The organism is Nocardia sp. NPDC050793 (genome assembly GCF_040654065.1).
In the GTDB taxonomy this organism is placed as follows: Bacteria; Actinomycetota; Actinomycetes; order Mycobacteriales; family Mycobacteriaceae; genus Nocardia.
Genome location: NZ_JBFAHG010000005.1, coordinates 164,564 through 190,805, shown reverse-complemented (window position 1 = coordinate 190,805; position 26,242 = coordinate 164,564). Strand labels below are relative to the sequence as shown.

Below are 26,242 nucleotides of genomic sequence, written 5' to 3'. Positions count from 1 at the left end.
TTCTGCACGGTTCGCAGCGGCTGTGCCCTCTGCGAAGCGTGCGGAAGGTCTGCGAGGATCCACCGTCGCGGGGCAGGTGGTGGATGGGCGACGCGTCGTCCAGCGGACTTCGCCTGGCAGGATCGAAGCATGCGATGGCGGCGTGGGCGTGGTGTGCTGGTGGCGGCGGTGCTGGCCGTGGTTGCGGGCGGGTGCGCCGTCGAGCGGGCGGAGCCGAAGGGGCCTATGCCTGCGCCGGAGCAGGGGTTGGAGCGGTTCTACGAGCAGACGCCGCAGTGGGGGGAGTGCGCGGGGTTCGGGGATCCGAACGATCGGTTCCCGCCGAACGCGCAGTGCACGAAGATCACGGTGCCGATCGATTACGCGAACCCGGACGGTCCGACAGCGCAGATCGCGTTGAGCAGGATTCCCGCCTCGGGGGCGAAGATCGGGTCGCTGCTGTTGAATCCAGGCGGGCCGGGGGTGTCGGGGCTGTCGATGTCCGGGATCGCCAATCGCACGCCGCTGTCGGAGCGCTTCGATCGGGTCGGGTTCGATCCGCGCGGTGTCGGCGCGTCGACGCCGTCGATCGCCTGCCTGACACCGCAGGAGACCGACGCGGAGCGCGCCGAGCGTCCGGAAGAGAACACCCCCGAGGGGATCGCGGCCGCCGAGGCCGAGAACAAGGAATACGCCGGCAAATGCGTCGAGCGCAGCGGTGACGCGCTGCTCGCGCACGTCGGCACCCGCGAGGTGGTGCGGGACATGGACGTCATCAGGGCGGTGCTCGGTGACCCGAAGCTCAGCTATCTCGGCTACTCGTACGGCACCAAGCTCGGCTCGCTGTACGCGGAGCAGTTCCCGGACCGGGTGCGCGCGCTGGTGCTGGACGGCGCGGTCGACTCCTCGAAGGATCCGGTGCAGGAGTCGCTGCGTCAGGCGGCGGGCTTCCAGGCCGCCTTCGACGCCTACGTCCAGCACTGCACGCAGGAGCCGGACTGCCCGCTCGGCACCGATCCGGCCCAGGCCGTCGCGCGTTTCCGCGAGCTGGTGAACCCGCTGTGGGACAAGCCCGCCGAGACCACCGACCCGCGCGGCCTCAGCTACAGCGACGCCATGACCGGCGTCACCCAGACGCTCTACTCCGACGACCTGTGGCAGGTGCTCACCCTCGGCCTGGACGAACTGCGCGACGGCCGCGGCGACACGCTGCTGCAATTGGCCGACATGTACGACGGCCGCCGCGACGACGGCACCTACAACAACACCCAGGACGCCTTCAACGCCATCCGCTGCGTCGACGACCCTCGGGTCACCGATCCCGCGGTGGCGGGCCGCCAGGACACCGAGTACCGGAAGGCCGCGCCGTTCCTGGACGACGGCCGCGGCACCGGCCGAGCCCCGCTGGAAGTGTGCGCGAACTGGCCGGTGCCGCACAGCGGCAACCCGCACCGGATCTCCGTGGAAGGCCTGCCGAAGGTCGTCGTGGTGTCGACGACCGACGACCCGGCCACGCCGTACCAGGCGGGCGTCGACCTGGCCGCCCAGCTGGACGCCGCGCTGATCACCTTCGACGGCAACCGGCACACCGCCGCGCTGGTGGCTGGCGACGAGTGCCTGGACTCCGCGGTGATCGCCTACCTGGTCGACCTGAAGGTCCCCGAGCCGGAATTGCTCTGCTGACGGCTTTGCCGGAAGTGCTCACCGTCGCACCCCGGCGACGGTGAACTTCGTTCCAAATAGCTCCTCGCGCACCCGAAACGCAATCCCGAGCACGGATGTAACACGGATTTAACGCCGGATGCTTACGCTCGCGGTCATGGATCGCCAGAAGGAATTCGTGCTGCGGACGCTCGAAGAGCGGGACATCCGCTTCGTGCGTCTCTGGTTCACCGATGTCTTGGGCTACCTGAAGTCCGTCGCCATCGCCCCCGCCGAACTCGAGGGCGCCTTCGAGGAGGGCATCGGCTTCGACGGCTCGGCCATCGAGGGCTTCGCCCGGGTGTCGGAGGCCGATATGGTCGCCCGCCCGGATCCTTCCACTTTCCAGGTGCTGCCCTGGGCCACCAGCAAGGGCCATCAGCACTCCGCGCGCATGTTCTGCGACATCACCATGCCCGACGGCTCGCCGTCCTGGGCCGACCCGCGCCACGTGCTGCGGCGGCAGCTGAACAAGGCGGGCGACGTCGGGTTCAGCTGCTATGTGCACCCGGAGATCGAGTTCTTCCTGCTGAAGAACGGCCCGCAGGACGGCACCCCGCCGCAGCCCGCCGATGCCGGCGGCTTCTTCGACCAGGCTGTGCACGACTCGGCCCCGAACTTCCGGCGCCACGCCATCGACGCGCTCGAGTCGATGGGCATCTCGGTGGAGTTCAGCCACCACGAGGGCGCGCCCGGCCAGCAGGAGATCGACCTGCGCTACGCCGACGCGCTGTCCATGGCCGACAACGTGATGACCTTCCGCTACCTGATCAAGGAAGTGGCCATCGACGAGGGCGTGCGGGCCACCTTCATGCCCAAGCCGTTCGCCCAGTACCCGGGCTCGGCGATGCACACGCACATGAGCCTGTTCGAGGGCGAGAACAACGCGTTCGCCGACCCCGACGACCCGATCAATCTCTCCGAGACCGCCCGCGCGTTCATCGCGGGCATCCTGGAGCACGCGCCGGAGATCAGCGCGATCACCAACCAGTGGGTGAACTCCTACAAGCGGCTCATCCACGGCGGCGAGGCCCCGACCGCGGCCTCCTGGGGCCGGTCCAACCGCTCCGCGCTGGTGCGCGTGCCGATGTACACGCCGAACAAGTCGTCCTCGCGTCGCGTCGAGATCCGCAGCCCAGATTCCGCCTGCAACCCCTACCTGGCGTTCGCGGTGCTGCTCGCGGCGGGCATGCGCGGCATCGAGAAGGGCTACACGCTGCCGCCGGAGGCCGAGGACGACGTGTGGTCGCTGACCACCGCCGAGCGGCGCGCGATGGGCTTCCGCGAGCTGCCGGGCACGCTCGACGAGGCGTTGCAGGCGATGGAGCGCTCCGAGCTGGTCGCCGAGACCCTGGGCGAGCACGTGTTCGACTTCTTCCTGCGCAACAAGCGCCGGGAGTGGGCCGATTACCGCAGCCAGGTGACCCCGTTCGAGCTTAAGGAGTACCTCGGACTGTGACCTGGGCGCGCGGCGCGGGCATGTAGTTTTAAGACTATGGTCCGGCCACCGTCTGCGCGCTCCGCTGTCCCCGGTGTCGGTCGGCTCGGATTGCTCGAGCCGACGGCAGCGGCTTCGCTGCGCGAATTGGGCTGGGACAACGTCGAAAGCATCCCGGTTCTCTGGTCGCTGTCCAGGGCGCCCGACGCCGACCTGGCGCTGAGCACCCTGATGCGCCTCCGTGAGGCGCTCGGAAGCGACTGGGCCGCAGTGGATTCCGCTCTGCGCGCCGATAAGTCCTTGCGCGGCAGGCTTTTCGCGCTGCTCGGCTCGTCGAGCGCCTTCGGCGACCACCTGGTGGCCGAGCCCGCCTCGTGGCAGCTTCTGCACCGCGCCGAGCTACCGACGCGCGAGGACGTGCTCGCCGATCTGCTCGACGCCGTCGACGCGGTGCCGGAAGCAGGACCGCACCCATCGGACGCCACGTCGCACCGCGACTCCACGGGGCGTGGCCGTCGGGAGAAGAGCAGCCTGTTTCGAGCCGGGATCGCGGGGCCCGAAGCGGTGCCGCTACTGCGCAGGCGCTATCGCGATCAGCTGATGGTGCTCGCCGCGCTGGACCTGGCGGCCACCGTCGAGAACGAGCCGGTGCTGCCGTATCAGGTGGTGGGCATGCATCTCACCGATCTTGCCGACGCCGCGCTCACCGCCGCGCTCGCGGTCGCCGTCGCGCGGGTCTGCAAGGACGGACCGGTCCCCGTCCGGCTCGCGGTGATCGCGATGGGCAAAAGCGGTGCGTGCGAACTGAATTACGTCAGCGACGTGGACGTGGTGTTCGTCGCCGAACCCGCCGACGCGATCGCGACCCGATTGGCCGCCGAGATGATGAGCGTGGGCAGCCTGGCCTTCTTCGAGGTGGACGCGGCGCTGCGGCCGGAGGGCAAGCAGGGTGCGCTGGTGCGCACCCTGGAGTCGCACCTCGCCTACTACAAGCGGTGGGCGCGCACCTGGGAGTTCCAGGCGCTGCTGAAGAACCGTCCGATGACGGGTGATCTCGAGCTCGGGCGTGAGTACCGCGACGCGGTGATGCCGATGGTCTGGACCGCCTCGGAACGCCCCGATTTCGTCGCCGACGTGCAGGCCATGCGCCGCCGCGTGGAAGACCTGGTGCCCGCCGACCTGCGGGAACGCGAACTCAAGCTCGGGCACGGCAGCCTGCGCGATGTCGAATTCGCCGTGCAGCTACTGCAATTGGTGCACGGCAGGGTGGACGAATCGCTGCACGTGCAGGGCACCGTCGAGGCGTTGACGGCGCTCGCCACGGGCGGCTACGTCGGCAGGGACGACGCCGCGAATCTCACCGCCTCCTATGAATTCCTGCGGCTGCTCGAACATCGGTTGCAGCTGCAACGGCTCAAGCGCACCCACACGCTGCCCGCAGGCGACGACGAGGAGGGCATGCGCTGGCTGGCCCGCGCCGCCCACATCCGTCCCGACGGCAGGCAGGACGCGGTCGGCGTGCTCGGCTCCGAGATCCGCCGAAACGCGGTGCGGGTGCGGCGATTACACGCGAAGCTGTTCTACCGGCCGCTGCTGGACGCGGTGGCGCGGATGGATTCCGACGCGCTGCGGCTGAGCCCGGACGCCGCTGTCCGGCAGCTGGCCGCGCTCGGCTACGCGGCGCCGGAGAACGCGCTCGGCCACCTCAAGGCGCTCACCGGCGGGGTCTCGCGCAAGGGCCGCATCCAGGCACTGCTGCTACCCACCCTGCTCGAATGGCTCGGTGACACACCGAATCCCGACGCAGGTCTGCTCGCCTACCGCCGGGTGTCGGAGGGGCTGGACGATCAGATCTGGTTCCTGCGCGAACTGCGCGACGAGGGCGCGATCGCGCAGCGGCTGATGATCGTGCTCGGTTCCTCGGAATACCTGCCCGATCTGCTGATCAACGCGCCGGAAACGATCCGCATGTACGCCGACGGTCCGGGCGGCTCGCTGCTGCTCGTCCCGCAACCGGAGGACGTCGCGCGCGGCATCCTCACCGCGGCGGCCCGCTACGAGGATCCGAAACGCGCTGTGGCGGCGGCCCGTTCGCTGCGCAGGCACGAACTCGCCAGGGTGGCCTCGGCCGATCTGCTCGGCATGTTCGAGGTGCCGGAAGTGTGCCGGGCGCTGTCGTCGGTGTGGGTCGCGGTGCTGGAAGCCGCGCTCTCCGCGGTGATCCGGGCGTCCGAGGCGGAGACCGGGGCGCCCGCGCCCGCCGACTTCGCGGTGATCGGCATGGGCAGGCTCGGCGGGATGGAGCTCGGCTACGGGTCCGACGCCGACGTGCTGTTCGTCTGCGATCCGCGTCCCGGCGAGGACGAGACCAAGGCCGTGAAATGGTCCATCGGCGTCGCCGAGAAGGTGCAGCGGATGCTCGGCGCGCCGAGCACCGACCCGCCACTGCACGTCGACGCGGGTTTGCGGCCGGAAGGGCGTAATGGCGCGCTGGTGCGCACCCTCGCGGCGTACCGCGCCTACTACGAGCAGTGGGCGCAGCCGTGGGAGGTGCAGGCGCTGCTGCGCGCCCACCAGATCGCGGGCGATCAGGCGCTTGGACTGCGCTTCCTGCACGTCATCGACAAGGTGCGCTACCCGGTGGGCGGTGTCTCGGCGGAGGCGGTGCGTGAGATCCGCCGCATCAAGGCCAGGGTCGACGCCGAACGCCTGCCCCGCGGCGCGAACCCCGCGACGCACACCAAGCTCGGCCGCGGCGGCCTTGCCGACGTCGAATGGACCGTGCAGCTCATGCAGCTGCGTCACGCCCACGAGGTGCCCGCGCTGCACAACACCTCCACCCTGGAAACGCTCGACGTCATCGAAGACACGAAGCTGCTGGACGCCGAGGACGTCGCGCTGCTGCGCGACGCCTGGCTCACCGCGACCAAGGCGCGCAACGCCCTGGTCCTGGTGCGTGGCAAGGCCACCGACCAGCTGCCAGGCCCCGGCCGCCTGCTCTCGGCGGTCGCGCGAGTGGCGGGTTGGCGCAACGACGGCAGCGAATTCCTCGACAACTACATGCGCGTCACGCGGCGCGCGAAAGCGGTGGTCGAGCGCGTCTTCGGGGGCTGAGACCCGCGGCCGCGAGCATTTCGCACCGGATTTCGCGCGACGACGGCTGCACCGTGGGCATCGGGTGCGGTGCTGCTCGGCGCCCTCGCCGAAGGTCGGGTGGCAGCAAGGCGGGGCCGGCCGGGATCGGTGACCGTCAGTCGTCGACGTGTTGCATGCGGCAGACGAAATCGCGCAGTGCCTTTCGATCCTCCTCCGCTCCGTGCCGTCCGCCCTCCACCGTCACCGTCACTCGGCTGCCCGTGGTCATCGGCAGCTCGTTCCACGCCACCGGCAGGACCAGCGCGTGCACGTCGCGCCCGCCGCAGCTGATGGTGATGCGTGAGGTGTAGCGGCCCGCGACGTCCGCGAGTTCCTGGGCTTCGGCGGCGGACAGTGGCCCGACGGCCGTGAATTCTTCGACGTACATCTCCAACCCCTTCCGCACATTGATGCCGCCAGTGTAGGAATTGTGCGGATGCTGTGGCGTTATGCCGCGCGAAAGCTTTCTCCAGGGAAACCCGCCTAGGGTCGATCGCATGCGTGTTCGGTTGAATCGGGTGCTGCTCGGTCTGGGCTGGTGCGCCCTCGTCGTCGGAGTCGCCGGTGTCGTGCTGTATTTCAGTTCTTGGCAGCGGCGACTGCCGGTGCTCGTCGCCTCGGGGGCGTCGTACCTGATGCTGGGTGCGATGGTCGGGCTGCTGCTGTTCGTCGTCGCGCGAGGGTGGCGCAGCGCGGCGGCCGCGGGTGTCGTCGCGTTCGCGGTGCTATGGACGCAACTGCCGCTGTTCGTGCCGGACGGGCGTGCGGCAAGCGGGCCGGAGCTTCGGCTGCTCCAGTCGAATCTGTTGTTCGGCGGCGCCGATCTGCCCGTGGTGGTGCGGGAGGTGCGCGAACGCCGCGTCGATGTGCTCACTGTCGAGGAGCTGACGCCCGAATCGGCCGCCCGGCTGACCACCGAGCTGGCCGGTGATCTCCCGTACCACTACCTGGAACCCGGGAAATGGGGCGCGGGCAGCGGCATCTTCAGCCGATACCCGTTGCGCGACACCAAGAAATACGACGGCTTCGTGATGGCCAACCTCTCGGCGACCATGGAGCACCCGCAGCGCGGCCCCGTCGCGGTCTACGCCTTCCATCCGATGCCGCCGCCGCTGGACTTCGCGGCGTGGAGCGCGGAGATGCGTCGCGTCCGCGAAATCCTCGACGCCCAGACCGGTCCGGCCGTTGTCGGAGCGGATTTCAATGCGACACGGGATCATTCGGCCTTCCGCGACCTGGTGCGCGGGCGGTTCGATTCCGCCGCCGACCTCGCGGGCGCGGGGCCGCTGCCCACCTATCCCACCGACCGGGCATGGGGACCGGTGATCGGGATCGACCACATCCTGATCGCGGGCGGCACCGCCGAACAGATGGAGAGCCTGTCCATCCCGGGATCGGATCACCGCGCCGTGTTCGCCGTGCTGCGACTCGACGCCTGAACGGCGCGCCGTTCGACGGCCGATCGTCTTGTCGACCGCGGAACTGGCGGCCTTGATCGAGGACGCGGCGGTCCGGCTGAACGTGCCGATCACCGACGTCGCGGCCGACCGGCTCGCTGCCACACTCGAGCGGCCACGCACCGCGAACGTGTTGCGGATCGCTCGCCGAACTCGCACGCACCCAGGCGTTACTGTCCTGCTGTCGTTCGCACACATCGGTTCCACGCCTCACATAGGCGATGCCTGTGTGAGCCGTGCGGAGGGTATGTGGCTTTCAGTGGTGCGCAGGTGGTTGCGCGCCTGGGTGCTTGGGCGGCAGTGGGCTCGGCTGCTGAACGTCGGTCGCGCAACGCGATACGCGCGTCGGCGCATCAGCGATTACCATGTGAACGCTCGACCGGCGGTGTGGGTAGACCACCGTCCGGCGGCGGTGCGGGCGAGGACCCGCAGGACCGGGGAGGAAGACCTGATGAGGACCAAACGGCTGCGGTTCGCCGCGATCGCGGTGCTGACGGCGGTCGGCGCGACGCTCGCAGGCTGCGGAAGTTCGCAGACCACGACGAGCTCGGAGGGCGTCACCGCCGTCGATCCGAACAATCCGTGGATGGTGGCGGGCGCGGCGACCAGCACCGGCCCGAGCGGCCCGCGTCCCGGCGCGCCGGACGCGTCGCTGACGGCGGAGAACGGCGACGGGGGACGGGTCGACCGGCTCGCCCTGAACGCCATCGCCGACATCGAAGAATTCTGGAAGGCTGAGTACGCCAAGACCTTTCCCGGCGCCTTCAAGCCGGCGAACAAGTACATCTCCTGGGACGCGCGCGCCCCCAAGGAGCAGTCGGTGAAGTTCTGCAAGGCCGACACCTACAAGCTGGTCAACGCGGCCTACTGCGGGCTCGACCACACCATCGGCTGGGACCGCAGGGTGTTGCTGCCGCTGCTGGAGGACAAGTACGGGCCGATGTCGGTGGTGATGGTGCTCGCGCACGAGTACGGGCACGCCATCCAGGGGCAGGCCAAGATCGCCGGGCTGTTCACCGGCGCGCTGGTCAAGGAGCAGCAGGCCGACTGCCTGGCGGGCGTGTTCCTGCGGCACGTCGCCGAGGGCGACGCGGCGCACTTCACCATGAACATGACCGACGGGTTGGACGGCGTGCTCGGCGCCACCATCGCGGTGCGCGACACCGATCCCAGCGACCCCGACAACGTGCACGGCTCGGCGTTCGAGCGGGTGACCGCCGTGCAGCTCGGCTACACCGAGGGCGCCGAGGCCTGCAAGAGAATCGACAAGAAGGAGATCAAGCAGCGTCGCGGCGACCTGCCGGTGACCTTCGAGGTGGACGACGAGGAGAACCAGCAGCTCCCGGTGGACCAGGCCTCGCTGACCAGCGTGAGCCAGGCGCTGGCCAAGAACTTCCCGCTCGCCGCCGCACCGAAGTTCGACTACTCCGGCGTGGTGCGCAACTGCGCGAAAGTCACCACCACCGAGCCGGTCTCGTACTGCCCCAGCACGAACACGCTCGGCACCGACATACCGGAACTGGCCGAGCGCGGCGGCCCGCTCGATGGCGACGACGAGCCGCTGTCCGCGGTCGTGCAGGGCGACTACAACGCGTTCGTCGTGTTCGTCTCCCGCTACATGCTCGCCGTGCAGCAGGAGCGCAAGCTCTCGTTGACCGGTGCGGAGACCGCGGGCCTGCGCACCGCCTGTCTCAGCGGCGCCTTCACCACCAAGCTGAGCGAGCCGACCAGCGACCCGCGCCTCTCGGCGAACGACCTCGACGAGGCCGTCTCCGGGCTGCTCGCCGACGGGCTGGCCGCCGCCGACGTGGACGGCAAGGTCGTGAAGAGCGGCTACCAGCGGCTCGAGGCGTTCCGCACCGGCGTGCTCGACGGCGAGCAGGCCTGCATCACCAAGTTCAAGTGAGCGGCTCCGCCGTGGCGGGAGCTATTCGGCCGCGGCGGGCAGCGCGCGCAGCGAGCTGAGCGTGGTCGCCAGCGCGCGGGCGGCCTCGGCGCCCTTGGTCACGAAGTGCCCGGTGAAGTAGTCGACGTGCTCGCTGTGCTCGTGGAAGTGGTGCGGGGTGAGCACGACGGAGAAGACCGGCACGTCGGTGTCCAGCTGCACGCGCATCAGCCCGTCGATCACAGCCGAGGCGACGAAATCGTGCCGGTAGATGCCGCCGTCGACGACCAGCGCGGCCGCCACGATCGCGGAGTACCTGCCGGTCTGGGCGAGCCGCTTGGCGTGCAGCGGAATCTCGAACGCGCCGGGTACCTCGAAGACGTCGATGGTGGCCGGGTCGAAGCCGAGGTCGGTGTATTCGGCGGTGAAGCCCTCCAGCGCCTTGCCGACGATCGAGCTGTGCCAGGTGGCGCGGATGAACGCGACGGATCCGGTCGATGTGGTTCCCATGATCGGATCCTACGGCTCGGTGAGGTGCGCCTCCAGCCATGTGACCACGTCGGTGAGCACCCTGTCCTGCTCCGGCTCGTTGAAGATCTCGTGGTAGAGGCCCTCGTAGCGGATGACGGTCAGATCCTTCGAAGCCGCGCCGCGCTCGATCAGGTCCGTGCTGGACGGTGCGGCGAGCGCGTCCGCGGTGCCGTGCAGCACCAGCAGCGGAACGGTGAGCTTGTCCAGCCGCCGCTTGACCGTCTCGGTGGCGTTGAGGATCTCGGTGCCGGTGCGGGCCGGGAGCTTGCCGCGGTAGACCAGCGGGTCGGCGTCGTAAGCGGCGACCACCGCGGGGTCGCGGCTGATCATCGACGAATCCAGTGTCAGCACACCGAGATTCGGCGTCAGCCGGGACAGCACCGGCGCCAGTAGTCGCTGCACCGGGTTGCCGACCGGGATGTCCAGCGGCGGGGCGGAGAGCACGATGCCCGCCACGTCGATCGGCGCGCGGGTGGCCAGATACAGCGTGATCAAGCTGCCCATCGAGTGCGCGAGCAGGAACTTCGGCACGCCGGGCTGTTCGCGGGCGGCAATGTCGAGCATGCCCTCGACATTGTCGGCGGAGCCCGCCATGGAGCCGATGTTCGCCTTGCTGCCCGCCGACTTGCCGTGGCCGAGGTGATCGAGCGCGTAGACCGCGAACCCGGCGTCGGCCAGCCGCTTTCCGACGTGGCCGTACCGGCCGGAATGCTCGGCGATGCCGTGCACCAGCACGACCGCGGCCTTTGCCTCGGTCTCGGGAAGCCATGCACGCCAGGCGATCCGGCTTCCCGTGCCCTCGAAATGACCGTCCTCGATGCGGGTCACCTGCGCTCCTCTCGGGTCGAACCATGCGCGAGTTCCTCGATCAACCGCCGATTGAACTCGATGAGCCGAGCGTAGTTCACCCGGGAGATGCGCTCGTCGGTTCCGTGGATTGTCGCCAGGTCGTCCTCGGTCAGCACGATCGGCGCGAAGTTGCACCGGGTGGCCGCGAGATCGTCGTAGTGGCGCGAGTCGGTGGCGCCGGGCACGAGGCCGGTGGTGACCGCGATGCCGGGGACGACGGTCTCGGCCAGCCGGGCGACCAGCTCGAACGCGGGGCCGGGCGCGGTGGTCCGCGACGGTTCCGACGACATGCCCACCAGCTCGAGCTGTACGCCGGGATCGCGAATCACCTTGCGGCAGTGCGCGAGCACGCCGGCCACCGAATCGCCTGGCAGGATGCGGAAGTTGACCAGCGCCTCGGCGCGCTGGGGCAGCACGTTCGCCTTCACGCCGCCGCTGATCACGGTGGGGGCGGTGGTGGTGCGCACCAGCGCCTCGGTCTGGGGACGGGCGGCCATGATCCGGGTGATCATAGGCCCGGCGAGACCGGCGATCCCGAGCACTCGCCTGCGGGTCTCCGGCATCACCGCGCGCAGCCGGGTCAGCATGTCGGCGATCACCGGCGTCAGCCGCAACGGCATCGGATGATCCTGGATCCGCCCCACCGCCCTGGCGATCCGGCCGACCGCGGTCTGCCTGCCCGGCATCGAGGAATGCCCGCCGGTCTCCTGCACCCGGAGCCGCACGGTGGCATATCCCTTCTCGCCCAGCATGATCGAGGCCACCGGTCGGTCGACGCCGTCGGCGACGCCCTCGGTGATCACGCCGCCTTCGTCCAGCAGCAGCTCGGCGCGCACGCCGTGTCGCCGCAGATGGTCCGCCATCCGGACGGCGCCTTCGTCGCCGAAGATCTCCTCGTCGTGCCCGAAGGCGAGGTAGAGGGTGCGCCGGGGGCGCACGCCTTCGGCCAGCGCGGACTCCACCGCCTCCAGGATGGCGATCAGCCTGCTCTTGTCGTCGATGGCGCCGCGACCCCACACGAACTCGTCGTCCACAACGCCGCCGAAAGGCGGATGGGTCCAGCGCCGTGTGTCGTCGACCGGCACCACGTCCTGGTGGGCGAGCAGGATCGCGCACGCAGGTCCCGGTTCGGCGCCGGGCCAGCGATAGAGCCTGCTGTGACCGAACAGCTCGAGCTCGAGTTCGGCGTGCACCAGCGGGAAGGACTGCTCCAGGTGCGCGGCGAGCTGCTCGAAGGCGGCGTCGGCGGCCCCGGTCGAGTCCTCGGTGGACACCGTGGCGCAGCGCAGCGCCGCCGCGAGCCGCTCGGCGACGCGGTCGTCGACCCCGGCGGGGGTGGTCTCGGGCGTCATCGGGCACCGGTCGGGGGCGGCGTTTTCGTGAGCATCACTGCATTCTTCAACACGCGCGGCGGTGAACGGGACCGGTTGGTCGGTGCGACCCACCCTGGACAGCTTCGTCACTGTGCGCTGGGAAGGTCGACGGAGGTCGCCGGGTCGTTCAGGATGTCGGGACCCAGCTGGCAGCTTTTCTCGACGCGCCACCTGGCGTGCATGTTGGGTGTGCCGCCGGTGAGGTCGGGGCTGCGCGGGGCGGTGAGCACGGGCAGCTCCAGGCGGGCGGCGTGCACCGTGACGGCGGCATTGCTCGGCGCGTGCGACCAGACGTCGTCGATCACATCGGTGATCTTCGCACCGAGCCGATGGCCAGCGGCCAGCGGCCAGTCCTGGGCCAGCAGCCGAAGATCGACCTCGGGACGCACCGGGGCGATACCGCGGGTGACGATGGTGGCGCGTCCGTCCGGCGCGATGTCGTAGAGCTCGACGGTCACCGTGGCCGATTCGGGACCAGTGAGGCGCAGCGAGGCCGTCGCCATGCCTGACAGATGCGTCGGCTCCGCCAATGGCTGTGACACCGACCAGATCTCGCGATCCCGGCCGGGAAGCAGGCCGCGATCGGTGTAGGAGCCGGTCCGCAGTTGCACCGCGATACGCGTCGAATCCGTGGGCGGCCAAGCGGTCTCGGAGCGCCAGCCGCCGTCGAACTGGCCGACCCTGACCCGGGGGCCCGGCACCTCGACGTCCTTGCCCGCCACGTGCCGATCGAAGAACGTCATCAGTTCGGCGTCGAAAAACGATGTGCCGCATTTGGTGTGGCAATCGGTGTGCCCCCACTGGCCGAACCAGGCGCGGTGTTCGCCGGGGCCGAGGCCCTGCCACATCTCGAAGACGCGGTCCGGCCGGGTGTTGGCGTCGAGAAAGCCCTGGCCGACGAACAGCGGAATGGTGTTGCCGCGCAGGTCGTCCACGAGATCGCGCTCGCGCCACCCGGGGTTGGCGGCGTCGTGATCGGTGGTCAGGTCGACGTAGCGCTCCGCGCAGCCGGGCGGCATGCTCACCGCGTTCGCCCGATACTCCGGGGAGTCGTCCCAGTGCGCCGGGGTGGAGGCGATGGCGAGATGTTCCAGCCCGACCTGGTCGGCGGGCCGGATGCCGTTGTCCGTCACCGGTTTTCCGGAGAACTTCCACGAGACGCCGCGCATGTACAGGTACGAGTACGGGTCGACCACCGGCGCGAACGCGGCCACCGCCGCCAGGCCCTTGGGTTTCGCCGCGAGCGCGAGCATGCCCGTCCACGCCTCGTAGGAGGTGCCTGTCATACCGACCCGTCCGGTCGACCAGGGCTGGGAAGCGGCCCATTCCACCGCGGTGACCACATCCGACCGTTCGCCCGGCCCGCCGTAGTCGGGGCAGCCGTTCGAGCCGCCGAACCCGCGCAGATCCACCAGCACGTAGGTGTAGCCCGCCCGCAACGCGTCATCGACCGGCAGGTTCTCGACGGACGGGCCGCCCTCCGGCAGCGGGTGGGTCAGGTAGGCCAGGTGCGAGCGATACGGGCTCACGGTGAGCAGCACCGGCGTCCTGGCGTCGTCGGCGAGACCCGGCGGGCGCAGCACGTCAGCGTGCAGGCGGGTGCCGTCCGGTGCGGTCAGGTAGGTCTGCCACCAGGTGAACGGCACGCTCGGCGGTTCGGCCGCCGCCGGCGTCGCCATCCCCAGCATCAATGCCACTCCGGCCGCCACCCGCGCCACCACAGAACCCACTCGCACCAGAGGACTATGGTGTGTCACCTGGGCTGCCGTCCAGCCCCGGAATCTGGGGTGTGATGCCGGTCGCCTCGGGACACCCTCGGGCATACGGATCTCGAATCGCAGGGGGCGGAAATTCGTGCCGCGACCCTCACCGAAGGGCCAGGACTCGGGCGTCTGCGGACGACTCCGCAGGCTGTTCTTGCGAAAGGCGTCACTTTCGCGAGCCCCTCGAGTCGCCACGAGGATGCACCCGGTGTCTCAGGCAGGTCGGCGTATGATCGGGCAAGCGCGATCGACCCGGGGGAAAGATGACCGATTCGGTGACCACGGAGTGGGACCGATTCGTGCAGGCGCTGGCCCGCTGCTTGGCTCGACTGCCCTCGCGCGCAACGCTGATCATCGCCGCACCAGGGAACCGCTACGTCCAGTTCGTGCAGTTCGACATCAAGCTGTCCGCCGAGCTCGCGAGCAATCGCTGTCTGGCCCAGCCGATGTCCGCCGATGCCGAGCGGATGTTGCGCGAACTCGGTTGGCGGGCACCGGTTTCCCGGCTCGAGATCGACAACTGGCAGCGCAGCCTGTTCTGGCCGCTGACCGAGCAGGTCCTGGTCGAGTTCGCTCGGTCCGTCGCCCTCGGGCTGCGACACGCGCTCGGCGTTGGCGCGCCCAGCGAGCTGCGAGCCATGGGATGGACGGAGGCCTCCGGCGATCTCGACCTCACCATTCTCGGCCTCGTTTCGAAACCCAGCACCAACAACTGAACGCCACCGAGCCCGCGTCACCCGTGGATTACGGTGTGGGCTTCCGAAGTTCCTTACGTCGTTCCGAGATCAGCGTTGCCAGACGGCGGGTTGTTTTGTCCTCGAACCCGATTTCCGATAGACGATCGATCCAGGGCTCTGCCGTGTCGGTGATGCGCGCCAGGCTTCGGGTGATTGCCCGTTGCGGGACGCCGAGGCGGGTGGCAGCGTCCATCCACCAGCGGTGGCCGAGCTTTCCAGCTCGCCCATACAGCGGCAGTGCCATTGGATCGTTCCAGCTCAGGTACGGTTGGGTGCTGAGTAGGTCGTACGCCGGAGTCACTTCCCAGATGCCGTCAGGGGTTTGTCGAATCGAAAGATTCTTTCCGTGTAGATCGCCGTTTCCGATGAGGTAGCTGAACGCGGCGATTTCGAGCAGCTGCAAGATCGCCAAGGGTCGCGAGCCCCCTCCTTCGGTGACCGCCTCGGAAAGGCCCCTGATCGCCTCCTGCAAGGTGATCCGGTATTTCGCGGCCGGATATCTTCCGAGGATCTGGCAGGCGTCCTCCTGTGCCAAACGCCGGATTCGCCTGTCTTCGGCGACTCGGTCGAATCTGTCTATGAAGAGTGCCGTTCGACCGTTCTTGTCAGCAGCGAGTTGGTGGTTCGGAACTCGTATCCCGCATGTGCGTGCCATGTCGAGAAAGAAGTTCTCGTTCTCGACCAGGAATGGATACTCGGGCGGGTTGAGTTTGAGAATGGCTGGGCCGTTAGCGGTGGAGACCGGAGTCGAGATCATCTGTGCTGATACCTTGATCTGGACACCGGGAAGGGCGGTTCTGTCGAGATCATCGACATCGGGCGACGTCGCGCGGGTGAAGAGCATCGTGAAATCGGAATACGCAGTGTCCGTCTCGCTGAACAGTGGAGGCGGGTCGGTGGGAACTGTTCCGGCGGGCATCACTTGAACGTCGCCGATCGTGTCGGCGCCCACCGCAAGCAGGACGCTGAAGTGGTCGTCCTCACTGGTCCGCGTTGCCGTGGTAATCGCGGTGAGCCGCAGGCCTTCGGGTAACAAACCCGCGAAGAATGCGGGAACCGATCCTCCGGTAGACCGAAAAGAGCCCTTCTGCTTCGGCAGCGTGAATGCGATCGCCGGTGCCGTCGGATCGGTGAGGTAGGACTCGGCGTAGGTGAACTCGACGTCGTCGTGCTCGCGGCGCAATTGGCCGGCAAGGTGGCCGGCCTTGTAGACATCCGCCGCATCGATGGTTCGAAGACGTTCGGGATCTAGGGCTTCGGTCATCGTCGACCGGTTTCCGAGGAGCGGAGTTCGACGGTGCTGCCGGTCAGAGTCCTGGCATCCATATGCGGCATGCCTACGAGGGTCAGTCCGAGAGCGTCCAGGATTCGCAAGGCAACCGCGAGCGTCGGCGATGTCCGTCCGGCTTCCAGGTTGCGGACCGATGACACGCCGACATCCGCGAGGTCGGCGACATCGAGTTGCGTCAGCTCGAGTGTGCGTCGGCGCGACGCAACGAAGGCTCCGAAGTCGGCGAGGGGGCCGGAGACATTGCGTTCTCGTCGTCGGGGCCGTGGCCTGGTCACTTGCCTCCTATCGTTGCTATCGCAATGCTAGTGCCGCGAGTTGCAGCAAGAATACCGACATCTTCCGTCTCGGTAGACCTTAACGGTGCGATGTCAACGATAGCAGGTATACCCGCACGATGCCGAGGTATTGAGAGGCTAATCGTTGTCATCGCAGCTTTAACGGCGGCGAAGTCGCGATGGGCGCGGCTTCGTCCACGCACCGAGCCCCCGCCACCCGTGTGGCGAGGGCTCGGGGTCGGAGGTGTCAGCTGACGAGGTTCTTGCGCAATTTCAGGATCGTGCCCGGATCCAGGCCGAGGCCCTGGGTGAGGAACTTGCCGAAATCGCCGTAGCTCTGTTCCATCTGCTGGATGGCGGTGTCCAGGTAGGCGTCGCGCACCTCCTGCAGCGGGATCAGCAGGTCCGGATTCTGCATCAGCCCTGCGCGTTTCACGTCCTCGCGGAGCTTGGCGTCCGCGGCGGCGCGGTACTGATTGGACAGCAGATAGTCCTGCCGCGCGGTGTGTTCCGGCACGCCCACGGCGCGCAGCGCTATGTAGGTGAGCCAACCGGTGCGGTCCTTGCCCGCCGTGCAGTGGTAGAGCGTGGCGCGGTCGGAGTTCGCCAGGTCGCGGATCGTCTGCCCGAACGCGTTGCGCGAGGCCTCGCTCAGGAAGCTGCGATACACCCCGGCCATGATCTGCTCGGCCCGCCCGTTGCCGAGCAGCTCCTCCTGCTTCTGCGGATCCCGCGACTGGATCGCCTGCAACATCTGCTGGAACAGACCGGTGTCGTCGATGGGCCGCGCGACCGCCGAAACACCCGCGGGCAGCTTGTCCTGTCCGGCGAACTGCACCTCGGCGGGCGTCCGGAGATCCACCGCCGCCCGCAGATTCAGCGTCCCGAGCTTCTGCACGTCCGCATCGGTCAGCTTCTCCAGCGAATCGGCCCGAAATGCCTTGCCGGACTTGACCCGAGCCCCGTCATACGTCCAATACCCACCGATATCCCTGACATTGACGGCCCCCTGCAATTCGATCCGAGCCGCCGACGCCTCCACCGTCGGCTCGGCCACCGCACTCGGCGGAGCAGGGGTCGAAACCAAGGCCAGCGCACTGAGCGCCGCACCGATGAGAGCAATGAATGAAATCTTCATGCCGGGCGACACTAGAACGTGTTCTAAGGGAGTTCTCAGGTTCGTCTCAGTCCACCCGGTCAGCGGGATTTCCAATCCGCCCAACGGGATCCGGTGTTTTCGTGTCATCCATCGAATTGCGCGCCGCATCGGTCGAACAACGGAACGAGCCCCGCGTCCGAGCGAGGTCGCACTGCCGACACGGCGCTCTCCCGTTCACCGGGTGCTCAGCACGGCCACTCGCGCCGATTCGCAGCCCTGGCGTTTCTCGAGGATGGAGAGGTACAGGCGGGTCGCGACGGCCTCGGCGTCCTCGGTGCGCGGGTCGCTGTAGGTCTGGGCCCCCGGCAGATTCGCGGCGTAGGTGCGGGCAGCGTCGGCGAGGACGGACATGAGACCGGAGGACCGCTGAATGGGTGACTTCGCGGCCCAGGCAAGAGATTCGACCTCGGCGGGTAACTCACGCTCGGCAGTGATCCGGAGTGCGAGTTTGTCCACCGGGCGGCCATCGTGTGCGCCGAAAAGCACTGGCGGTGCGAATCGTTCGGCCACCTGCCACCAGCGAACCGTCTGGAAGATGTGAACGAGCCGGGCGGCATGGCCATCGAGGAGCGCCGGATAGAAGTGTGGAACCAAACGCGCCTCCCGGAAATTCGCCGCTGTTTCAGCGCGGATGAGCCGATCGAGCTCGACACGCGCCTCTGCGGAGTGCACCGCGTACGGCAGCTTCCGCCCGCCACCGAAGATCGCGTCCGCGCCACTGCCGGTGAGGATCGCCCCCGGATTGCCGATGATGTCGAGGCGGCGACGGGCAGCGAGAATCGGTATCCCAGCGGTGACTTCCCACAGTTCTGAGGTACCGAGTAGGGCCATCACATCCCGCGCGAGATCGACGACCTCGGCCGCCGAAAGCCGGATGACATCGTGGCGAAGACCCAGCGCCTTCGCCGCGACGGCCGCATTACCCTCGTCGGACTGCTCTTCGGTCACCACGGTGATCGCATTCGGCCGCACTCCGAGCGAAACCGCGACAGCCGCAACATATATCGAATCGACGCCACCGCTCAGCAGAACATCCGGGTCGCCGGTGAACCTGTCCAAAACCGCCGCGATGCGTGAGCGAGTCTCAGCGGCAACAATATTCGCGGCTTCCTCTGGATCGGTGACGACTCGCGCCGCCGGGTTCGGCTGCCTGATCGTGTCACCGAGCAGGTCGGTGACGAACTGAAGCGGTTCGGAGGTCTGCGGCGCCCAGTTGGCTACATCGGTCATGCCCACCGTTTTAGCTGCGCCGAGCCGGGGGGTGCTCATCGACACGTGTTCATTCGATACAACGCGACACCGGAGGCCGGGCCGCGCGGAAGAACGGCGAGTCGGAGTTGGACTGTCCGAAACGGGACGAGCCCTCCCGCACCGAAGTGCGGAAGGGCTCGAAACGCCTTGCCGTACGACGACTTACACGTCGAAGTAGAGCTCGAACTCGTACGGGTGCGGACGCAGGTTCACCGGCGCGATCTCCTGGGTGCGCTTGATGTCGATCCAGGTCTCGATCAGGTCCGGGGTGAAGACGTTGCCCTCGGTGAGGTAGTCGTGGTCCTGCTCGAGGCGGTCGATGACCGACGCCAGGCTGGTGGGGGCCTGCGGGATGTTCTTGGCCTCCTCCGGCGGGAGCTCGTAGAGGTCCTTGTCGACCGGGGCCAGCGGCTCGATCTTCTTCTTGATGCCGTCCAGGCCGGCCATCAGCATGGCGGCGAAGGCCAGGTACGGGTTGCCCGAGGAGTCCGGCGCGCGGAACTCGATGCGCTTGGCCTTCGGGTTGTTGCCGGTGACCGGGATGCGGACCGCGGCGGAGCGGTTGCGCTGCGAGTACACCAGGTTGATCGGGGCCTCGTAGCCCGGAACCAGACGATGGTAGGAGTTCACGGTCGGGTTGGTGAACGCCAGCAGCGACGGCGCGTGGTGCAGGATGCCGCCGATGTAGTGACGCGCCATGTCCGACAGACCGCCGTAGCCGGCCTCGTCGTGGAACAGCGGCTTGCCGTCCTTCCACAGCGACTGGTGCACGTGCATGCCCGAGCCGTTGTCACCGAAGAGCGGCTTCGGCATGAAGGTGACGGTCTTGCCTTCCTTCCACGCCGTGTTCTTCACGATGTACTTGAACAGCTGCAGGTCGTCGGCAGCGTGCAGCAGGGTGTTGAAGCGGTAGTTGATCTCCGCCTGGCCCGCGGTGCCGACCTCGTGGTGGCCGCGCTCGAGCTCGAAGCCCGCGTCCTGCAGGTTGGTCGAGATCTTGTCGCGCAGGTCGACGTAGTGGTCGTACGGCGCGACCGGGAAGTAACCACCCTTGTTGCGAACCTTGTAGCCGCGGTTCGGGGTGCCGTCGAGGTTGAACTCGGCGCCGGTGTTCCAGGAGCCGGAGATCGAGTCGATCTCGTAGAAGGCGCCGTTCATGTTCGACTCGTAACGGATCGAGTCGAAGATGTAGAACTCGGCCTCGGGGCCGAAGTACGCGGTGTCGGCGATGCCGGTCGACCGCAGGTACTCCTCCGCCTTGCGCGCGATGTTGCGCGGGTCACGCGAGTAGGCCTCGCGGGTGAACGGGTCGTGGACGAAGAAGTTCAGGTTCAGCGTCTTGGCGGCGCGGAACGGGTCGATACGCGCGGTGGTGTAGTCGGGGAGCAGGAGCATGTCCGACTCGTCGATCGACTGGAAGCCGCGGACGGACGAACCGTCGAACGCTAGACCCTCTTCGGCGAGGTCAGCCGTGAAGGCCTTGGCCGGGATCGAGAAGTGCTGCTGCACACCGGGAAGATCGCTGAAGCGGATATCGACGTACTCGATGTCCTCTTCCTTGATGTACTGGATGACCTCATCGGCCGTGCTGAACGTCACTTGTTCTCCTTACGGATCGGTTCCCAGCCAGTGTCGATTGCATGGGTTCGTCGCGACCAGACGCTATGGATGCGGTGTTTCCCTACAGTCAAGGCTGTGTTTCGCCAGTGTTACACGTGCGGCTGGCCGGGTGGCGATGGCCACCCTGTCTCGCCAAGCATGGTAATCCTGTCATCCGCCGCGTGCCGCGTGACATCGAACTCCCCTTACGCGGTGCCGGGTGTGAGACGGTAGCCGCTGATCAGGCGCTGTCGGACGCGCTCTGTCGTCAAACCTGCGCCGGGCCGAGCGGAGGCGAGGCGGCCGCCTATTCTGGAGGCCATGGCGCGTATCACCGGATCCTGGCTTTCCGGACCTTCTGCGGACCCCGGTGACTCGGCTACGTCCGAGTTTCCGGGCGAACTCCTCGGCCTGCCCCGCGAGGGAGCGGGCTCGCTGGCCGGGATGGGCCGCCGCATTGCGGCGCTGTTCGTGGACTGGATGATCGCGGTCGGCATCTCCGCGCTGATCGTGCGCGGCGTGAACGCGAACCTTCCGTTGCTCATCTGGTTCGTCATCGGCGTCGCCGCGGTCTCGCTGTTCGGCTTCACACCGGGGCAGTATTTCCTCCGGTTGCGGGTCATCCGGGTCGATGCCGCCGCGCCGGTCGGTTTCGTGCGGGCGCTGGCCCGTCAGGTACTGCTGATTTTCGTGGTGCCCGCGCTGTTCACCGACGGTGACGGCCGCGGCATGCACGACCGGGCGACGGGGACCGCGCTGGTCAAGTCGCGGTAGGGCTGGGAGCAACTCTGGGCTGTCCCTCGGGGAATGCGCCGCCCCGGTCGCGATCGAGCGGAGAGAAATGGTGGTTCGACGCGGCGTGTCGACCACCATTTCTCTCCGCTCGATGTGCTGTAGCGGCGTGAGGGTCGGGTGAGGGCTACCGGACCGTGCGCCTGAGGAAGTCGCGAATCAGCGCCGCGATCTCGTCTCCGTGGGTTTCCAGGGCGAAGTGCCCGGCGTCGAGGAGGTGCAGTTCCGCGTCCGGCAGGTCGCGGAGGTAGGCGCGGGCGCCGTCGGCTCCGAAGATCTCGTCGTGCTCGCCCCACGCGATCAGCACCGGCGGCCGGTGGTCGGCGAAGTACTTCTGGAAGGCCGGGTAGGAGTCCAGGTTGAACTGGTAGTCGGCGAAGAGCTGGAGCTGGATCTCCTTGTTGCCGGGACGGTCGAGGTAGGTCTGGTCCAGGATCCAGGTGTCGGGGCTGACGCGGTCGCGACGGTCCTCGGGGACGCCGTGCAGGTACTGCCATTCGGTGGCCTCGAGTTCGAGCAGCTTGCGCACCTCGGCTTCGTTGGCGGCACGGTCCTTCGCGTGCGCGAAGAGGATCTCCCAGAACGGCGTGAATCCGTCGAGGTAGGCGTTGCCGCTCTGCGTGATGATCGCGGTGACCCGCTCCGGCTGGCGGCTCGCGATGCGCAGTCCGATCGGGGCGCCGTAGTCCTGGATGTAGAGGGCGAAGCGGTCGACGCCGAGGGTGTCGAGGAGTTCGGCGGTGACCTCGGTGAGTTTGTCGAAGCTGTAGTCGAATTCGTCGACGCGCGGCATGGACGACCGGCCGAAGCCGATGTGGTCGGGCGCGATCAGGTGGTAGGCGTCGCCGAGGTCGCGCAGGAGATTGCGGAACATGGCGGAGCTGGTGGGGAATCCGTGCAGCAGGACCAGGGTGGGGTTCGCGGGGTCGCCCGCCTCGCGGTAGAAGACGGTGAGGTCCTGGATCTGGGCGGTCCGGTGGTGCACGACGGTCATGACTCTCTCCTAAGGGCCGATGCTTTAACCATTCAAATCAGTTTGAACAGTTAGGTAGGTGTCGACTGTTCCCGTCTCGGAGAGGAATTTCGACGTGCTCGGCGACCGCCCGCCTGACCAGGTGCATCCCTGAAAAGACGAAGGCCCGCGTCCCGGAATGTGGGACGCGGGCCTCTCGAAAAGCCGTTCTCAGCGCCTGCGAATCGTGCGCTGCACGCCGCGCATCTTGGCGCCCGCGGGCATCGGACCCTTGGGCAGCGCGGGCCCACTGCGCGAGCTGAGGGCGGCGAGCCTGCCCTCGATGTTGTCTATGCGCTTGGTGTCGATGTTGCGCGGCAGCTTGGTCAGGTAGCGCTGAAGTTCCTTCAGCGGGACCTGGCCCTCCTCGTTGCCGATGATGACGTCGTAGATCGGGGTGTCACCGATGAGCCGCGCGGTCCGCTTCTTCTCCTGGGCGAGCAGCCCCTTGAGCCGCTGCGGCGAACCCTCGCCGACGAAGATCACGCCGGGCAGGCCGATCACCCGGTGCACCGCGTCCAGCTGGGTGGTCGCCGCGACGCCGTTGCTGACCCGCCACTTGCCCTGCAGGTTGTCCAGCACCCACGCGGCCGCGCCCGCCTGACCCTCGGCCTTGGCGTAGACGTTCTTCTGCACGCGGCGTCCGAAGACGATGAACGCCACCAGCACGCCCAGCAGGATGCCGATCGGAAGCAGGAACCACTGCAGATCGAAGATCAGCCCGATCACCAGGAACAGCAGGGTGATGCCGAACACCGCGCCGATCATCAGGGGCAGCAGGAGCTTGTCTTCCTTGCGCTGCATCTGGAACGCCTGCCAGAGCTGCTGGCGCCGCTCCTTCGACGCCTGCTTGCGCGCCGCCTTCGCCGCGGCCTTCGCTTCCTTCGACGGGTTCCCGCCCTTGCCTGCTGCCATGTGTTTCAGAATAGTGGCCGCCGAGCTCAGCATTTGCGCCGGGACGGGCGACGGTTTCGAAGGGTTGATCAGCTCTTGCCGTTTTCCCGCAGCGCACCGGCGAGCTGCGACGGCATCGGCTCGTGGCGCGCGTAGGTCCTGCTGAAATCCCCGGTCCCGTGCGAGAGCGAGCGCAAGTCGATCGCGTAGCGGCTGAGTTCCAATTCGGGCACTTCGGCGCGGATCCGCGTGCGCCCGGTCCCGTGCGGTTCCGTGCCGAGCACACGTCCGCGACGGCTCGACAGGTCGCTCAGCACCGGACCGAGGTAGTCATCGGAGACCACGACCCAGACCTCGGCGAACGGCTCCAGCAGATCGATGCCCGCCGTGGCCGCCGCCTCGCGTAGCGCCAGCGCGCCCGCGGTCTGGAACGCCGCATCGGACGAGTCGACCGAATGCGCCTTCCCGTCGAACAGCGTGACCCGCACGTCCACCAGCGGATACCCCGCGGCGACCCCGCGCGCTGCCTGCGCACGCACGCCCTTCTCCACCGAGGGGATGAACTGGCGCGGCACCACACCGCCGACGACCTTGTCCACGAACTCGATTCCCGAACCGCCCGGCAGCGGTTCCACCTCGATCTCGCACACCGCGTACTGCCCGTGCCCACCCGACTGCTTCACGTGCCTGCCGCGCGCTTTCGCAGTGCCCGCGAACGTCTCTTGCAGCGCGACCTTGTGGTCGACAGTGTCCACCTGCACCCCGAACCGGGTGCGCAGCCGCTCCAGCGCGACATCGCGATGCGCTTCGCCGAGGCACCACAGCACCAATTGGTGTGTCTGGCTGTTGTTTTCCACGCGCAAAGCGGGATCCTCCGCCGCCAGTCGCGACAGGCCTTGCGAGAGCTTGTCCTCGTCGGTCTTGCTGTGCGCGCGAATCGCGATGGGCAGCAAGGGATCCGGCATCGGCCACGGCTCGATGACCAACGGCTTGCCGGTACCCGACAGGGTGTCGCCGGTCTCGGCGTGGCCGAGCTTGGTGACGTAGGCGATGTCGCCCGCGATGGCCTCGCCCAGCGGGCGCTGCTGCTTGCCGAACGGCGCCGTCACCGAACCGACGCGCTCGTCCACGTCGTGGTCGGGGTGCCCGCGATCGGCCAGGCCGTGTCCGCAGACGTGCACAGTGTCGTCGGCGTGCAGGGTGCCGGAGAAGACGCGAACCAGCGACACCCGGCCCACGTACGGGTCCGAGGCGGTGCGAATGACCTCCGCGGCCAGTGCGCCGTTCGGGTCACACGCGAGCGGGGTCGGTGCGGCGCCGTTCGTCGCGGGCGCCGCCGAGACGACATGTTCGGTCGGGGCGGGAAAACCGCCCGTGATCAGGTCGAGCAACTCCATCGTGCCCAGACCCTGCCGCGCGCCCTCCGGCGCGGGTGCGCCGAACAGCACCGGATGGAAACTGCCACGCGCCACCGCGCGCTCCAGATCGGAGACCAACGTGTCGAGCTCGATGTTCTCGCCGCCGAGATAGCGCTCCATGAGCGACTCGTCCTCGCTCTCGGCGATGATGCCCTCGATGAGCCGATTGCGCGCCTCGTCCAGCTCCGCGGCCTGCTCCGCCGACGGCTCGCCGCGCACTCCTTCACCTGAGGCGTAGTCGACCACGCAGTGGGGCAGCAGCTCGATCAGCCCCGTGACCGGCCGATGACCGTCCACGCCGCGCGGCCCGTACACCGGCAGATGCAGCGGCAGGATGTTCTCCGACGCCCCGCCGCCGAGCACTTCCCGGCACGTCTGCACCATCTCCTCGAAGTCCGCCCGCGCGGTGTCCAGGTGCGTGACGACGATCGCGCGCGGCATGCCGACAGCAGCGCACTCCTCCCACAGCGCACGCGTCGCCCCGCTCACCCCCTCCGCGCCCTCGGCCGCCGAGATGACGAACAGCGCCGCGTCCGCCGCGCGCAACCCCGCCCGCAGCTCGCCGACGAAATCCGCGTATCCCGGCGTATCGACCAGATTGACCTTCATCTCCTGCCAGGCCAGCGGCACCACCGACACCTGCACCGATCGGTGCTGCCGATGTTCGATCTCGTCGTAGTCCGACAGCGACGTGCCGTCCTCCACCCGCCCCGCGCGATTCACCGCGCCCGTCGTCAGCGCCATTGCCTCGACCAGCGTCGTTTTCCCCGCCCCGCTGTGACCGACCAGGACCACGTTCCGAATGCGTTCCGGCCGATCCACCGTCACTGCTCTGCCGTTGCCCCCGGCAGGTCCACTCGCTTTGTCCACCATGTGTCACGCTTCCTCGCCTCGACACCGCGGTCATATCGAGCTTCCCACCATCGGTAGCTGTGCGTCCACGAATCGGGGGAGAAGGGGGAGGAGCTGGGCCGACGGGCCGCGGGCGCGCAATGGTCGAACAAGATCGTCTCGGCAGGTCTCGATGGAACCGATTCGACGGCGCTCGCGTCAGAGGAAGAAGGCGATACCCACAACATCGTGAGCTGCACGTCGCCCGCAGGGATGTAGGAGTTCGACAAGGAGGGGTTGATGGCCGTATTGGATCCGAGCCGCGCCGCGGAGGACATCGCGCACATGGCAGCGGATTTCGAGCGTCAGGCCGAGCGATTCGAGCAGTTACGCGAGCGCATGGCGGCGCTCACCGCCACGGAGTCCAGCGGCGACGGGCGCATCGCTGTCTCGGTGGACAGCAACGGCGTCCCCACCGACATCGCGCTCGCGGCGGGTACCAGGGGCATGGATCCCGCGGCGGTATCGGCCGAGATCATGGCGTGCCTGCGGAGGGCCCAGGCGACACTGCGCGCACAGGTCGCGGAGATCGTGCAGGACTCCGTGGGCGAAGATCCGGCGGGTGCGGCCATCGCCGATCAGTACACGAAGAGATTTCCCGACGTACCCTCCGACGACGTCACGCACTTCGCGCCGCCCGAGCCACCGACTTACATGTCGCCGACTTCGGCATCCCCACAGCCACCCGCGAGCGCCGCGCCCGCCCCATGGGAAGCAGCCGCGTAGCCGGAAACCGGACCGCGATCAGGTAGTGCGGCCGGACGAGAACGACGAGTACACAACCGCAAGTCCTGGCTGGTGTGACCATGGGA

The 26,242-nt window shown here is 68.0% G+C and carries 21 protein-coding genes; 8 read left to right on the top strand and 13 right to left on the bottom strand.

The genetic code is table 11. The annotated features are described in order from the left end of the window. Positions 1–129 precede the first annotated feature (129 nt). The 3 genes from AB0H50_RS18870 (at position 130) to AB0H50_RS18860 (ending at position 6,232) form a co-directional block, all read left to right on the top strand. On the top strand, positions 130–1,662 hold the full coding sequence (locus AB0H50_RS18870; RefSeq protein ID WP_357453937.1) for an alpha/beta hydrolase: 1,533 nt from the start codon (positions 130–132) through the stop codon (positions 1,660–1,662). Between the two features lie 136 nt (positions 1,663–1,798). After that, positions 1,799–3,139 (top strand): type I glutamate--ammonia ligase, encoded by a 1,341-nt coding sequence (gene glnA, locus AB0H50_RS18865; RefSeq protein ID WP_357453934.1) that lies wholly within the window; start codon positions 1,799–1,801, stop codon positions 3,137–3,139. 36 nt (positions 3,140–3,175) lie between these two features. Beyond that, positions 3,176–6,232, top strand: a complete 3,057-nt coding sequence (locus tag AB0H50_RS18860) for a bifunctional [glutamine synthetase] adenylyltransferase/[glutamine synthetase]-adenylyl-L-tyrosine phosphorylase (RefSeq protein ID WP_357453931.1) — start codon at positions 3,176–3,178, stop codon at positions 6,230–6,232. 136 nt (positions 6,233–6,368) lie between these two features. Here the strand turns inward: AB0H50_RS18860 and AB0H50_RS18855 are convergent, their stop codons facing one another. After that, complete coding sequence (locus tag AB0H50_RS18855) at positions 6,369–6,641, bottom strand: hypothetical protein (protein ID WP_357453929.1); 273 nt, start codon at positions 6,639–6,641, stop codon at positions 6,369–6,371. A 109-nt stretch (positions 6,642–6,750) separates the two neighbouring features. Between AB0H50_RS18855 and AB0H50_RS18850 the strand changes: the two genes are divergently transcribed. Together AB0H50_RS18850 and AB0H50_RS18845 are read left to right on the top strand one after the other, a co-directional pair. Next, positions 6,751–7,692, top strand: a complete 942-nt coding sequence (locus tag AB0H50_RS18850; protein ID WP_357453926.1) for an endonuclease/exonuclease/phosphatase family protein — start codon at positions 6,751–6,753, stop codon at positions 7,690–7,692. 469 nt (positions 7,693–8,161) lie between these two features. Then, complete coding sequence (locus tag AB0H50_RS18845; RefSeq protein WP_357453924.1) at positions 8,162–9,616, top strand: metallopeptidase; 1,455 nt, start codon at positions 8,162–8,164, stop codon at positions 9,614–9,616. A 21-nt stretch (positions 9,617–9,637) separates the two neighbouring features. Here AB0H50_RS18845 and AB0H50_RS18840 read toward each other — a convergent pair whose 3' ends face one another. The 4 genes from AB0H50_RS18840 to AB0H50_RS18825 all read right to left on the bottom strand — a co-directional run bounded on the left by AB0H50_RS18840 (position 9,638) and on the right by AB0H50_RS18825 (position 14,084). Continuing rightward, on the bottom strand, positions 9,638–10,105 hold the full coding sequence (locus AB0H50_RS18840) for a 6,7-dimethyl-8-ribityllumazine synthase (protein WP_357453921.1): 468 nt from the start codon (positions 10,103–10,105) through the stop codon (positions 9,638–9,640). 9 nt (positions 10,106–10,114) lie between these two features. Next, positions 10,115–10,954, bottom strand: coding sequence for a lysophospholipase (locus tag AB0H50_RS18835; protein WP_357453918.1), 840 nt, complete (start codon positions 10,952–10,954; stop codon positions 10,115–10,117). Next, complete coding sequence (locus tag AB0H50_RS18830) at positions 10,951–12,327, bottom strand: M20 family peptidase (protein WP_357453915.1); 1,377 nt, start codon at positions 12,325–12,327, stop codon at positions 10,951–10,953. Before AB0H50_RS18830 ends, AB0H50_RS18835 begins: the two co-directional genes overlap by 4 nt. Positions 12,328–12,434: 107 nt before the next feature. After that, positions 12,435–14,084 carry a CocE/NonD family hydrolase gene (locus tag AB0H50_RS18825; RefSeq protein ID WP_357453912.1) on the bottom strand — a complete coding sequence of 550 codons (1,650 nt, stop codon included), beginning with the start codon at positions 14,082–14,084 and terminating at the stop codon, positions 12,435–12,437. A 290-nt stretch (positions 14,085–14,374) separates the two neighbouring features. Here AB0H50_RS18825 and AB0H50_RS18820 point away from each other — a divergent pair, with 290 nt between their 5' ends. Then, positions 14,375–14,827, top strand: coding sequence for a hypothetical protein (locus tag AB0H50_RS18820; protein ID WP_357453909.1), 453 nt, complete (start codon positions 14,375–14,377; stop codon positions 14,825–14,827). A gap of 28 nt (positions 14,828–14,855) precedes the next feature. Here AB0H50_RS18820 and AB0H50_RS18815 read toward each other — a convergent pair whose 3' ends face one another. The 5 genes from AB0H50_RS18815 to glnA (AB0H50_RS18795) all read right to left on the bottom strand — a co-directional run bounded on the left by AB0H50_RS18815 (position 14,856) and on the right by glnA (AB0H50_RS18795) (position 20,423). Beyond that, the gene (locus AB0H50_RS18815; RefSeq protein WP_357453907.1) at positions 14,856–16,112 is read right to left on the bottom strand and encodes a HipA domain-containing protein; all 1,257 of its coding nucleotides are present in this window, start codon (positions 16,110–16,112) and stop codon (positions 14,856–14,858) included. Then, entirely contained in the window at positions 16,109–16,414 is a 306-nt protein-coding gene (locus AB0H50_RS18810) for a helix-turn-helix domain-containing protein (protein WP_357453904.1), read from the bottom strand. Before AB0H50_RS18810 ends, AB0H50_RS18815 begins: the two co-directional genes overlap by 4 nt. 247 nt (positions 16,415–16,661) lie before the next feature. Further along, positions 16,662–17,552: a tyrosine-protein phosphatase gene (locus AB0H50_RS18805; RefSeq protein WP_357453901.1), complete on the bottom strand. Its 891-nt coding sequence runs from the start codon at positions 17,550–17,552 to the stop codon at positions 16,662–16,664. A 195-nt stretch (positions 17,553–17,747) separates the two neighbouring features. Further along, complete coding sequence (locus AB0H50_RS18800; protein ID WP_357455288.1) at positions 17,748–18,842, bottom strand: asparagine synthase-related protein; 1,095 nt, start codon at positions 18,840–18,842, stop codon at positions 17,748–17,750. Positions 18,843–18,986: 144 nt separating this feature from the next. After that, entirely contained in the window at positions 18,987–20,423 is a 1,437-nt protein-coding gene (gene glnA, locus AB0H50_RS18795; protein WP_357453898.1) for a type I glutamate--ammonia ligase, read from the bottom strand. A 321-nt stretch (positions 20,424–20,744) separates the two neighbouring features. On the opposite strand from glnA (AB0H50_RS18795), the gene AB0H50_RS18790 reads away from it, so the two are divergent. Beyond that, complete coding sequence (locus AB0H50_RS18790; protein WP_357453895.1) at positions 20,745–21,197, top strand: RDD family protein; 453 nt, start codon at positions 20,745–20,747, stop codon at positions 21,195–21,197. Positions 21,198–21,342: 145 nt separating this feature from the next. Here AB0H50_RS18790 and AB0H50_RS18785 read toward each other — a convergent pair whose 3' ends face one another. From AB0H50_RS18785 to AB0H50_RS18775, 3 genes are all read right to left on the bottom strand, one after another. Beyond that, positions 21,343–22,209 carry an alpha/beta hydrolase gene (locus AB0H50_RS18785; protein WP_357453892.1) on the bottom strand — a complete coding sequence of 289 codons (867 nt, stop codon included), beginning with the start codon at positions 22,207–22,209 and terminating at the stop codon, positions 21,343–21,345. 189 nt (positions 22,210–22,398) lie between these two features. Continuing rightward, on the bottom strand, positions 22,399–23,142 hold the full coding sequence (locus tag AB0H50_RS18780; protein ID WP_357453889.1) for a DUF4191 domain-containing protein: 744 nt from the start codon (positions 23,140–23,142) through the stop codon (positions 22,399–22,401). A gap of 68 nt (positions 23,143–23,210) precedes the next feature. Continuing rightward, complete coding sequence (locus AB0H50_RS18775; protein ID WP_357453886.1) at positions 23,211–25,412, bottom strand: elongation factor G-like protein EF-G2; 2,202 nt, start codon at positions 25,410–25,412, stop codon at positions 23,211–23,213. 258 nt (positions 25,413–25,670) lie between these two features. Between AB0H50_RS18775 and AB0H50_RS18770 the strand changes: the two genes are divergently transcribed. Beyond that, entirely contained in the window at positions 25,671–26,156 is a 486-nt protein-coding gene (locus AB0H50_RS18770; protein ID WP_357453883.1) for a YbaB/EbfC family nucleoid-associated protein, read from the top strand. Positions 26,157–26,242: the final 86 nt, after the last annotated feature.

Excerpts from the sequence above, each read along its gene's own strand:
- AB0H50_RS18870 (WP_357453937.1), top strand. The coding sequence starts at position 130 with ATGCGATGGCGGCGTGGGCGTGGTGTGCTGGTGGCGGCGGTGCTGGCC.
- glnA (WP_357453934.1), top strand. The coding sequence starts at position 1,799 with ATGGATCGCCAGAAGGAATTCGTGCTGCGGACGCTCGAAGAGCGGGAC.
- AB0H50_RS18860 (WP_357453931.1), top strand. The coding sequence starts at position 3,176 with ATGGTCCGGCCACCGTCTGCGCGCTCCGCTGTCCCCGGTGTCGGTCGG.
- AB0H50_RS18855 (WP_357453929.1), bottom strand. The coding sequence starts at position 6,641 with ATGTACGTCGAAGAATTCACGGCCGTCGGGCCACTGTCCGCCGCCGAA.
- AB0H50_RS18850 (WP_357453926.1), top strand. The coding sequence starts at position 6,751 with ATGCGTGTTCGGTTGAATCGGGTGCTGCTCGGTCTGGGCTGGTGCGCC.
- AB0H50_RS18845 (WP_357453924.1), top strand. The coding sequence starts at position 8,162 with ATGAGGACCAAACGGCTGCGGTTCGCCGCGATCGCGGTGCTGACGGCG.
- AB0H50_RS18840 (WP_357453921.1), bottom strand. The coding sequence starts at position 10,105 with ATGGGAACCACATCGACCGGATCCGTCGCGTTCATCCGCGCCACCTGG.
- AB0H50_RS18830 (WP_357453915.1), bottom strand. The coding sequence starts at position 12,327 with ATGACGCCCGAGACCACCCCCGCCGGGGTCGACGACCGCGTCGCCGAG.
- AB0H50_RS18820 (WP_357453909.1), top strand. The coding sequence starts at position 14,375 with ATGACCGATTCGGTGACCACGGAGTGGGACCGATTCGTGCAGGCGCTG.
- AB0H50_RS18815 (WP_357453907.1), bottom strand. The coding sequence starts at position 16,112 with ATGACCGAAGCCCTAGATCCCGAACGTCTTCGAACCATCGATGCGGCG.
- AB0H50_RS18805 (WP_357453901.1), bottom strand. The coding sequence starts at position 17,552 with ATGAAGATTTCATTCATTGCTCTCATCGGTGCGGCGCTCAGTGCGCTG.
- AB0H50_RS18800 (WP_357455288.1), bottom strand. The coding sequence starts at position 18,842 with ATGAGCACCCCCCGGCTCGGCGCAGCTAAAACGGTGGGCATGACCGAT.
- AB0H50_RS18790 (WP_357453895.1), top strand. The coding sequence starts at position 20,745 with ATGGCGCGTATCACCGGATCCTGGCTTTCCGGACCTTCTGCGGACCCC.
- AB0H50_RS18785 (WP_357453892.1), bottom strand. The coding sequence starts at position 22,209 with ATGACCGTCGTGCACCACCGGACCGCCCAGATCCAGGACCTCACCGTC.
- AB0H50_RS18780 (WP_357453889.1), bottom strand. The coding sequence starts at position 23,142 with ATGGCAGCAGGCAAGGGCGGGAACCCGTCGAAGGAAGCGAAGGCCGCG.
- AB0H50_RS18775 (WP_357453886.1), bottom strand. The coding sequence starts at position 25,412 with ATGGTGGACAAAGCGAGTGGACCTGCCGGGGGCAACGGCAGAGCAGTG.
- AB0H50_RS18770 (WP_357453883.1), top strand. The coding sequence starts at position 25,671 with ATGGCCGTATTGGATCCGAGCCGCGCCGCGGAGGACATCGCGCACATG.